At 70.3% G+C, this 9,703-nt stretch carries 9 protein-coding genes; 8 read left to right on the top strand and 1 reads right to left on the bottom strand.

The features are described from left to right. The first annotated feature begins 398 nt into the window (after positions 1-398). Positions 399-1,238, top strand: a complete 840-nt coding sequence (locus HHL10_RS25850) for a PhzF family protein (protein WP_169163295.1) — start codon at positions 399-401, stop codon at positions 1,236-1,238. Between the two features lie 43 nt (positions 1,239-1,281). Here HHL10_RS25850 and HHL10_RS25845 read toward each other — a convergent pair whose 3' ends face one another. Beyond that, on the bottom strand, positions 1,282-1,905 hold the full coding sequence (locus tag HHL10_RS25845; RefSeq protein ID WP_169163294.1) for an HAD hydrolase-like protein: 624 nt from the start codon (positions 1,903-1,905) through the stop codon (positions 1,282-1,284). A 425-nt stretch (positions 1,906-2,330) separates the two neighbouring features. Here HHL10_RS25845 and HHL10_RS25840 point away from each other — a divergent pair, with 425 nt between their 5' ends. The 7 genes from HHL10_RS25840 to fabI all read left to right on the top strand — a co-directional run bounded on the left by HHL10_RS25840 (position 2,331) and on the right by fabI (position 9,633). Further along, the gene (locus HHL10_RS25840) at positions 2,331-2,573 is read left to right on the top strand and encodes a thioredoxin family protein (protein ID WP_169163293.1); all 243 of its coding nucleotides are present in this window, start codon (positions 2,331-2,333) and stop codon (positions 2,571-2,573) included. A gap of 352 nt (positions 2,574-2,925) precedes the next feature. Beyond that, positions 2,926-4,374, top strand: coding sequence for a cytochrome c oxidase accessory protein CcoG (gene ccoG, locus HHL10_RS25835; RefSeq protein WP_169163292.1), 1,449 nt, complete (start codon positions 2,926-2,928; stop codon positions 4,372-4,374). Positions 4,375-4,523: 149 nt separating this feature from the next. Then, positions 4,524-5,783 carry a glucose-1-phosphate adenylyltransferase gene (glgC, locus tag HHL10_RS25830; protein WP_169163291.1) on the top strand — a complete coding sequence of 420 codons (1,260 nt, stop codon included), beginning with the start codon at positions 4,524-4,526 and terminating at the stop codon, positions 5,781-5,783. Positions 5,784-6,108: 325 nt separating this feature from the next. After that, positions 6,109-6,246 (top strand): hypothetical protein, encoded by a 138-nt coding sequence (locus HHL10_RS25825; RefSeq protein ID WP_169163290.1) that lies wholly within the window; start codon positions 6,109-6,111, stop codon positions 6,244-6,246. Positions 6,247-6,299: 53 nt separating this feature from the next. Continuing rightward, positions 6,300-8,288, top strand: coding sequence for a PHA/PHB synthase family protein (locus HHL10_RS25820; RefSeq protein WP_235971796.1), 1,989 nt, complete (start codon positions 6,300-6,302; stop codon positions 8,286-8,288). After that, a complete protein-coding gene (locus tag HHL10_RS25815) occupies positions 8,278-8,703 on the top strand; it encodes a hypothetical protein (protein WP_169163289.1) in 426 nt (141 codons plus the stop codon). The genes HHL10_RS25820 and HHL10_RS25815 overlap by 11 nt, the downstream gene beginning before the upstream one ends. 117 nt (positions 8,704-8,820) lie before the next feature. Further along, positions 8,821-9,633 carry an enoyl-ACP reductase FabI gene (gene fabI / locus HHL10_RS25810; RefSeq protein WP_205833219.1) on the top strand — a complete coding sequence of 271 codons (813 nt, stop codon included), beginning with the start codon at positions 8,821-8,823 and terminating at the stop codon, positions 9,631-9,633. Positions 9,634-9,703: the final 70 nt, after the last annotated feature.

The following is a 9,703-nucleotide window of genomic DNA, read 5'->3' as shown; positions in this document are numbered from 1 at the left end:
TCGCGGGGGATTTCCCGGCCTCGCTGCCAATGCCGCGTCAACTCCACGCACGGCACCCGGCAAAACTCCACGAAACCCGGCCCGAACCCCATGAGGCCTGAGACCGATATTCCAAGAGCGCTTTGCTCCAAACTCCCTTTCCACTCTCCTTGCGTTTCCAGCAAAGCAGCGAAAGTTCGTTGCGAGGGGCGTGACTGTACACAAGTCGGGGGTGGTCCGCAAGAGGGGGATGGACAAAAGCTTCAGAGGCAGCGCACCCGCGCCGCCGCTGCGCCAAGCTCCAATCAACCAAACCGGACTGCGCCCACGCTATCGCGCACCGCAGGTTCCTGCCCGTGCCGCGGCGCCCTCACTGGCCGCTGTTCCCCGCGGGTCCATGCATAAGAAAGGACAAGACCATGCCGCCACGGCCCTACAAGCAAGTCGACGTGTTCACCGATCAGCCCTACCGGGGCAACCCGCTGGCCGTGGTCCTGGACAGCAGCGGGCTCGACGGCACGGCGATGCAGCGCTTCGCCGATTGGACCAACCTCTCCGAGGCCACCTTCCTGCTGCCGCCGACGCAGCCCGGCGCCGATTACCGCGTGCGCATCTTCTGCCCGGGGCGCGAACTGCCCTTTGCCGGCCATCCGACGCTGGGCAGCTGCCACGCCTGGCTGGAAGCGGGCGGCCAGCCCCGAAGCGAGCACATCGTGCAGGAATGCGCCGCGGGCCTGATCCCGATCCGCCGCGACGGCCACCAACTGGCTTTTGCCGCACCCCCCCTGCGCCGCAGCGGCCCGCTGGACGAGGCCGACGTGGCGCTGATCGCGCAGGGCCTGGGTATCGCGCGCGAGGAGGTGCTCAGCCATGCCTGGTGCGACAACGGCCCCGGCTGGCGTGCCGTGATGCTGCGCTCGGCTCAGCAGGTGCTGGCACTGCGGCCCGACGCGGCGGTGCTGGCCGGGCTGGACATCGGCGTCGTGGGCCCGCATGCCGCCGGCAACGACTGCGCCTTCGAGGTGCGGGCCTTCTTCCCCGGCCACAACGGCCTGGCCGAGGACCCGGTCACCGGCAGCCTCAATGCCGCGCTGGCGCAATGGCTCATCGGCAGCGGACTGGCGCCGGAGCGCTACATCGCCAGCCAGGGTACGGCGCTGGGCCGCGCCGGCCGCGTGCAGGTGCAGCGCGATGCCCGGGGCACGATCTGGGTCGGCGGCGCATCGGTCACCTGCATCGACGGCACGGTGCGGCTTTGATGAACACGCGGCTCGTGCCAGGCGGGGCCGGTCCGCGCAGCGATCACGCCAGCCGGACCAGCTCCCGCACGTCGTTGAGCAGCCACTGCGGCTTGTGTGCCGCCAGCGACTGCGGCGTGCCGTAGCCCCAGGCCACGGCGGCGAAGGGCACGCCCTCGGCCCGCGAGGCCTCCAGGTCCGTGACCTGGTCGCCCACGCACAGCGCCCGTGCCGCCGGCGTGCCGGTGGCGGCCAGCACGCGCCGGATGCGCGAGGCCTTGCCGAAGATCGACATGCCGCACTCGTAATGCGCGATCAGCCCCGCGAGCTCCGGGCCCAGCACCGCGCGCACGTTGTCCTCGGCGTTGGAGCTGACGACGGCCAGCTTGACCCCGGCGCCCGCGAGCTGGCGCAGCACCGCCTCCATGCCTTCGAACAGTGGGATGCGCCGGGTCTGCGCCTTCATCAGCCCGATGAAGCTGGCGCTGACCATGGGCAGCTTCCAGGCGGGCATGCCCACGCGCTTCATGACCTCGCGCGCGCCGTGCTCGCGCAAGGCCTGCACCTCCTGCGCCTCGATGCAGCGGAAACCATGCTTGCGCGCCAGATCGTTGAACACCTCAACGAAGAACGGAAAGGAGTCGGCCAGGGTGCCGTCGAAATCGAAAATGAAAAGCTGATAGGACATGGGCGCAGTGTGCACGCGCGCCGATGCGCCGGGCGCCGGCACTCACTCCATCATCAGCGCCGCCTGGCGCCGCCTCGCCGCGACGGGCCCGGGCCAGCGGCCTTGAATCTTGGGAGGCCGGCGGTGACCGGCCATGACGCAGATCAACGCCGGCCCGCGGCCAGTGCCATCGGTTGGGAGCCCTCCCCTCGCTTACACGCAGCTTTCAACGCGGGTTGATTTCCCTCAGTGTCCGGCGCCCCCCGGACCAGCCATGCTCCCGCTGCCGTCCGATCCACCACATCGACGACGACGTGCCGGTGCGGGTCCGACCCCAAGGCCTGCTTGCACGCGGCCCACAGCCCTGCCATGCCCGGTCCATGGCTGGCGCGGCTGGTCGTCCCTGTCCGGCGGACGCTCCACCAAGCCACGAGCAAGGAACGCACATGGATATCAAGGTACTGGGCACCGGATGTGCCAAATGCGCCGCCACGCTGGCCCTCATCGACGAGGTTGCGCGCGAGATGAACATTCCCATCGCGCTGCAGATGGAGAAGGACTTCAATGCCCTCATCGGCTACGGCGTGATGAGCACGCCGGGCATCGTCGTCAACGGCCGCCTGGTGCACGCCGGCAGCGTGCCCAGTCGCGGCCGCGTCGAGGGCTGGCTGGAGCACGCCACCGCCTGAGGCAGCCTGCGCCGTGGGGCGGTCGCCGGCCGGGAGGCCCGCGACCGCGGCCGGCCCGGCTGCCAGCGGCTGCCACGCATGGCAGCCCACCCCGCCCCCCTGGCAGCCCGGGCCGCGTCCTCACTGCCAAGTGGCTGCCGACACATGAGATTCCTGGCAGGCCGGGCGCGGCACGGAACTTGAGAGGAAGAGAACGACCGCGATCCCCGCCTTCTCTTGACGTCGCTCAAGGCGCCCACGCCGCGCCGGCGCAGACTTCAAGGCAGAAGGTTTCGCGCCGGCCGGCGCCGGTGCGCCGTGGGTAGCGCGGCAGCCCTTCAATGGTCACGCAGTCAACCCGACCGCATTCCTCATGAACACCGCCTCCTCCAATTCCGCAGCGGCCCCGTCCACGGACGACACGGCTCAGGTCGTCTGGCTGTACAAGGCGCGCGAGAAGATCTACCCGCGCTCGGTCAGCGGCCATTTCGTCAAGTGGCGCTGGGCCATCGTGTGGCTGACGCAGCTGGTCTTCTACGGCCTGCCCTGGCTGGTGTGGAACGGCCGCCAGGCGGTGCTGTTCGACCTGGGCGCGCGGCGCTTCTACATCTTCGGGCTGGTGTTCTACCCGCAGGACTTCATCTACCTCACGGCGCTGCTGCTGGTCTCGGCCTACGGGCTGTTCCTGTTCACGGCCGTGGCGGGGCGGCTGTGGTGCGGCTACGCCTGCCCGCAGACCGTCTACACCGAGATCTTCATGTGGGTGGAGCGCAAGATCGAAGGCGACCGCGCCGCGCGCATAAAGCTCGACAAGGCACCCTGGAGCGCCGGGAAGCTGCTGCGCAAGGGCGGCAAGCAGGCGGCGTGGATCGCCATCGCGCTGTGGACCGGCTTCACCTTCGTGGGCTACTTCACGCCCATCAAGACGCTGGCGGGCGCGGTGATGAGCCTGTCCACCGGCCCCTGGGAAACCTTCTGGGTGCTGTTCTACGGCTTCGCCACCTGGGGCAACGCGGGCTTCATGCGCGAGCAGGTGTGCAAGTACATGTGCCCCTACGCCCGCTTCCAGAGCGCGATGTTCGACAAGGACACGCTGATCATCAGCTACGACGCCGAGCGCGGCGAGCCGCGCGGCTCGCGCTCCAGGAAGGCCGACCCGGCCCAGCTGGGCCTGGGCTCGTGCGTGGACTGCACGCTGTGCGTGCAGGTGTGCCCCACCGGCATCGACATCCGCAAGGGCCTGCAGTACGAGTGCATCGGCTGCGCCGCCTGCGTGGACGTGTGCAACGAGGTGATGGACAAGATGGGCTATGCGCGCGGCCTGGTGCGCTACGACACCCAGAACGGGCTGCAGCAGCACCTCTCGCGCGGCGCGGTGATGCGGCGCGTGCTGCGCCCGCGCGTGCTGCTCTACACCGGCATCCTCGTCGCGATCTGCATCGGCGTGGGCACCAGCATCGCCCTGCGCACGCCCTTCAAGGTGGACGTGGTGCGCGACCGCTCGACGCTGGCGCGCCAGGTCGAGGGCGGCTTCGTCGAGAACGTCTATCGGCTGCAGATCATGAACGCCACCGAGGCACCACAGCGCTACCAGGTGACGGCCGAGGGCCTGCCGGGGCTGCAGCAGGCCGAGCCCGTGGACGTCACGCTCGGCCCGGCCGAGGCGCACTGGGTGACGCTGGCGCTGCGCGTGCCGCCCGAGACCGCGGCCTCCACCGCGCCGGGCGCGCACGAGATCGAGTTCACCATCGAGCGCCAGGCCACGGCCGACGCGGCCGCACGCAGCCTGCACGAGAAATCCACCTTCGTGCTGCCGCGCTGAGGCCGCGACCGGCCCGCGCCGGGCCTTCCACCAGGGGCGCCGCGGGCGCCCTTTTTCATGGCCGCCGCGCCGCAGCGCCTGCGGGCATATCCCGGGTGCGCCACGGCACATCGATTGCCAGATGTGTCAATCACAAACCGGGGATGCCAATGGCGGCAAACGATCTTGCACGGACTCTGGAATTGCCCAAGCGCGCGGTGGCGCTGGTGCTGGCCGGCGGACGCGGCACGCGGCTCAAGCAGCTCACCGACCGGCGCGCCAAGCCCGCGGTGTATTTCGGCGGCAAGTTCCGGATCATCGATTTCGCCCTGTCCAACTGCATGAACTCGGGCATCCGCCGCATCGGCGTCATCACGCAGTACAAGAGCCACAGCCTGCTGCGGCATCTGCAGCGCGGCTGGGCCTTCCTGAAGGCGGAGATGCACGAGTTCGTGGACCTGCTGCCGGCGCAGCAGCGCATCGACGAGGAAAACTGGTACCGCGGCACGGCCGACGCCGTCTACCAGAACGAGGACATCATCGACAGCTACGGCGCGGAGTACGTGGTGGTGCTGGCCGGCGACCATGTCTACCGCATGAACTACGCCGTGATGCTGGCCGACCACGTGGCCAGCGGCGCGGAATGCACCGTGGGCTGCATCGAGGTGCCGCGCGCCGACGCCAGCGCCTTCGGCGTGATGGCGGTGGACGCCTCCTGGCGCGTCACCGACTTCGTCGAGAAGCCCAAGGACCCGCCGCCCATGCCCGGGCAGCCGCAGACAGCGCTGGCGAGCATGGGCATCTACATCTTCAACCGCGACTACCTGTTCCGCGAGCTGGCGCGCGACGTGGCCGACGCGGGCTCCTCGCACGACTTCGGCCACGACATCATCCCGCGCGCGGTGCGCGAGGGCGTGGTGATGGCGCATCCCTTCAGCCGCAGCGGCGTGGTGGGCAGCGGCGGCGAACCCTACTGGCGCGACGTGGGCACCATCGACGCCTACTGGGACGCCAACATCGACCTCACCGTCGCGCGCCCGCAGCTCGACCTCTACGACCAGCGCTGGCCCATCCTGACCTTCCAGCCGCAGCTGCCGCCGGCCAAGTTCATCGGCGAGGGCCGCCCGAACTGCGGCAGCGCCACCGACTCGCTGGTGTCGGGCGGCTGCATCGTCGCCGGGCGCGTGACGCGCTCGGTGCTGTTCTCCAGCGTGCACCTGGACACCGGCGCGCAGGCCGAGCGCAGCGTGCTGCTGCCCTACGTGCGGCTGGGCCGCGACGTACGCCTGAACCGCGTGGTGATCGACCGGGGCTGCGTGCTGCCCGAGGGCCTGGTCATCGGCGAGGACCCGGCCGAGGATGCGCGGCGCTTCTACCGCACCGACCAGGGCATCACGCTGGTGACCAAGGAGATGCTGGCGCGGCTGTGAAGCCGGCCGGCGCGCGCGTTCCCGTTTGATTCGCACCTCGCCGGAGGCCGGCCGCCCGGCGGGCTTGCGGCGCCTGCCCCGCAAAACCGCGGGCGCCGTGCCGTGAAGCGGCAAGCCGGCCCGGGCGGCGCACACCATCAATATATGCACCCAGGGCCCTATCTTTTGGATGTGGCCGGGAATTGTATGCCGGGCAGCCAAATGGCTGCCGGTTCAACAAATTCCATCAAATGGCCCGACGCGGGGCCGAATATAGGCCGGCAATCAAAAGTCTTTGACGCACGTCAACGATATCGCGCAAGAGAGAATTTCGTGAACAAATGCCGTGAAATATTCGACGGCATTCATTGATTTCTCCGGCGCCGGGCTCGACGGCGGCACCATCCGGCCGATGACGTGGAACGCCGAGAATTTCCTGTCGGAAATCAATTTGGCCGGAATCCCGGCGCATTTGCATCATTAAGAATTGCGCTGTCCGTCGATAGTCATGGTCGAGCCGCCCCCGGGCGTTTCGTCATGTTCCAACCGCTTCCGATGCCCAAGAACACCAAGACCACGGCCGAGCACGCCGATGCCTTGCTTGAAGTCACGCGCCCGGCCTCGCCGGCCGCCAAGAGCATGTCCCGCAAGAAGTCCGCACCGGCCGCCGGCAGCCCCGCCGACGCACCGGCAGCGCCGGCCGCCTCCGCCGCGCTCGCAACCCTTCCCGTACCTGCCGCCTCCGCCGCGGTGGCCCAGCCGGCGCCCGGGCTGCTGGCCGCGCAGCGCCTGGACCAGAGCGCGCACGCGCTGCTGTCGCGCGCGGCAATGGGGCTGTCGCCTATCAGCCTGACGCTGGCCTGGGCCGACTGGTCCATGCACCTGGCCGCCTCGCCGGGCCGTCAGTCCACCCTGGGCCAACTGGCGCTGGAGCTGGCCGCCGCCTCGTTGCAGCAGCAACCCGGCACGCCGCCGCGCCGCGAGACGGACGACCGCTTCCGCGATCCGGCGTGGGAGCAGTGGCCGTTCAACGCCTTCAAGAGCCAGTACAAGGCCGCCTGCGCCTGGTGGGAGCAGGCCGTCCAGGTGGACGGCGTCGCGCGCCACCATGCCCAGCTGGTGAACTTCTTCACCCGGCAGTGGCTGGATTCGGTGTCGCCGTCGAACTGGGCCGCCACCAACCCGCTGGTGCGGCAGGCCGCGCGCGATAGCGGCGGCCAGAGCCTGCTGCAGGGGCTGCAGCTGCTGGGCCAGGATGTGGCGCAGCAGGCCGCGCAGGGCGCGCAGGGCGAGGAGGCCGCCGCGGCGCTGCAGCCGCTGCCCTACCGCGTGGGCATCGACGTGGGTGTCACGCCGGGCAAGGTGGTGTACCGCAACCGCCTCATCGAGCTCATCCGCTACGAGCCCACGACCGCGACGGTGCATCCGGAGCCGGTGCTGGTCGTGCCCTCGTGCATCATGAAGTACTACATCCTGGACCTGTCGCCGCAGAACTCCATGGTGCGCTACCTCGTGGGCCAGGGGCACACGGTCTACATCGTCTCCTGGCGCAACCCCGACGAGCCCGACCGCGACCTGGGCATGCGCGACTACCTGCACAGCGGCGTGATGGACGCCATGGCGGCGGTCGGGCGCCTCAGCGGCGCGCGGCGCATCCACGCCGCGGGCTACTGCCTGGGCGGCACCTTCCTGGCCATCGTGGCGGCGGCGCTGGCGGGCCTCAAGGCCGGCGATGCCCAGCCGCACCGCCGCCATTCCGACACCGCCGCCGACCTGCCCGAGCTGGCCAGCGTCACGCTGCTGACCACGCTCACCGACTTTTCCGAGCCGGGCCAGCTGGGCGTGTTCATCGACGACGACCAGCTGCGCACGCTGCGCGAGGAGATGGCGCGCACGGGCTTCCTCAGCGGCAAGCAGATGGCGGGCTCGTTCCAGTTCCTGGGCTCGCGCGACCTGATCTGGGCGCGCAACGTGCGCCGCTACCTGCTGGGCAAGCAAGACCAGCCCAACGACCTGATGAGCTGGAACGCCGACGTGACGCGGCTGCCCGAGCGCATGCACTCCGAGTACCTGCAGTCGCTCTACCTCAACAACGCGCTGGCGGCGGGCCGCTACCGCGTGGGCGACGCGGCGGTGGCGCTGTCGGACATCCACGCGCCGATGTTCGTGGTGGGCACCTCGCGCGACCATGTCGCGCCGTGGAAGTCGGTCTACAAGATCCACCTGCTCACCGACACCGACACCACCTTCGTGCTGGCCAGCGGCGGGCACAACGCGGGCGTCGTCTCCGAGCCCGGGCATGCGCGGCGCAGCTACCAGCTCACGCGGCGCACGCGCGGCCAGGGCTACGTCACGCCCGAGGACTACGCCGCCGGCGCCCCGGTGCACGAGGGCTCGTGGTGGGAGGCCTGGAGCGCGTGGCTGGTCGATCACTCCTCGGCCCGCGTGCCGGCGCCGCCCATTCCGGCCGACGCGGCGCTGTGCGACGCGCCCGGCGAGTACGTGCATGTGCGCTATGCGGACTGAGCGCAGCGCACTGCTGGGCGAGCGCCCCGACACCGACCTGCTGCACCGCCTGGACGGCGAGCTGCAGGCGCTGCAGGCGCGCATCGCGCAGCTCTCGATCGCGCTGCGCGTGCCGCTGGAGACGGCGGCCGACGTGGAGCGCGTGCTGCAGCGCCCGCCCGCCCCGCCCGTGGCCGTGGAGCGGCGCAACCGCGGCGGCGGCAGCCCCGACTACCGCGGGCCCGAGCGCCGCAGCGCGCACCTGTGGGACGAGCTGCGCGCGCTGCTGGTGCTGCGCTACCAGCTGTGCAGCCGCCTGGCCGGCGCGGTGGGCGCCAAGGCCACGCAGGAGCTGCTGGACGCGGCCAACGCGCAGCTGCAGCGCGAGGGCTTCGGCCCCGCCATGCCCGACCTCGGGCTGTCACACGTCCTCTGAACAATCCCGGCCAACCGGGCGCCGCCGGCCTGCCGAGCGGCGGCGCCCAGGCGGCTGACATTCCACCCGACATCCGCTTCGCCAGCGAAGCACGTCACCGAACTGGTTGAGAACATCATGGATCAAGCCATCAGCACCTCCACCCGGAACCTCGCCGAGCGCCTGGCGCGCATGGGCCTGGCCGGCAAGAAGGGCCTCGTCGTGGGCGTGGCCAACGAGCACAGCATCGCCTGGGGCTGCGCCGAGCTGGCCAAGGCGCAGGGCGCCGACGTGGTCGTGTCCTGCCTCAACGACAAGGCGCTGCGCTTCGTGCAGCCGCTGACCGAGCCCGCGGGCATCCCGCTCAAGCCCTGCAACGTCGAGAACCCCGGCGAGCTGCAGGCGCTGGTGGACTTCGCGGTGGAGAAGCTCGGCCGCCTGGACTTCGTCATCCACTCCATCGCCTGGGCTCCGCTGGAGGACCTGCACGGCCGCGTCATCGACAGCTCCTCCACCGGCTTCGCCCGTGCCATGGAGGTGTCGTGCCACTCGCTGGCCACGCTGGCCAAGCTGTGCGCGCCGCACATGACGCAGGGCGGCGCCATCATCACCATGAGCTACCTGGGCGCCGACGAGGCCGTGCCGCACTACGGGCTGATGGGCCCGGTCAAGGCCGCGCTGGAGTCGCTGGTGCGCTACATGGCGCTGGAGCTGGGCCCGCAGGGCATCCGCGTGCACGCGGTCTCGCCCGGCCCGATCCACACCCGCGCCGCCTCGGGCATCGCCGGCTTCGACGAGCTCATGGCCGGCGCGGTGGCCAAGTCGCCGCTGCAGCGCGCCGTCACGCTCGACGAGATCGCCCAGCTCACCAGCTTCCTGTGCAGCGACGCCGCCTCGGGCATGACCGGTCAGACCATCTACGTGGACGCCGGCTGCCACGCGGTGGCGTGACCTGAAATTTGTTTTCCGTTCGCCCTGAGCTTGTCGAAAGGTCTGCCGCTCGACCGGGCCGCAGGGCTTC

It is taken from the genome of Azohydromonas caseinilytica (genome assembly GCF_012927045.1).
Lineage (GTDB): Bacteria > Pseudomonadota > Gammaproteobacteria > Burkholderiales > Burkholderiaceae_C > Azohydromonas > Azohydromonas caseinilytica.
Note: the sequence above shows the minus strand (reverse complement) of the source record. Positions and strands in the feature narration are given on the sequence as shown.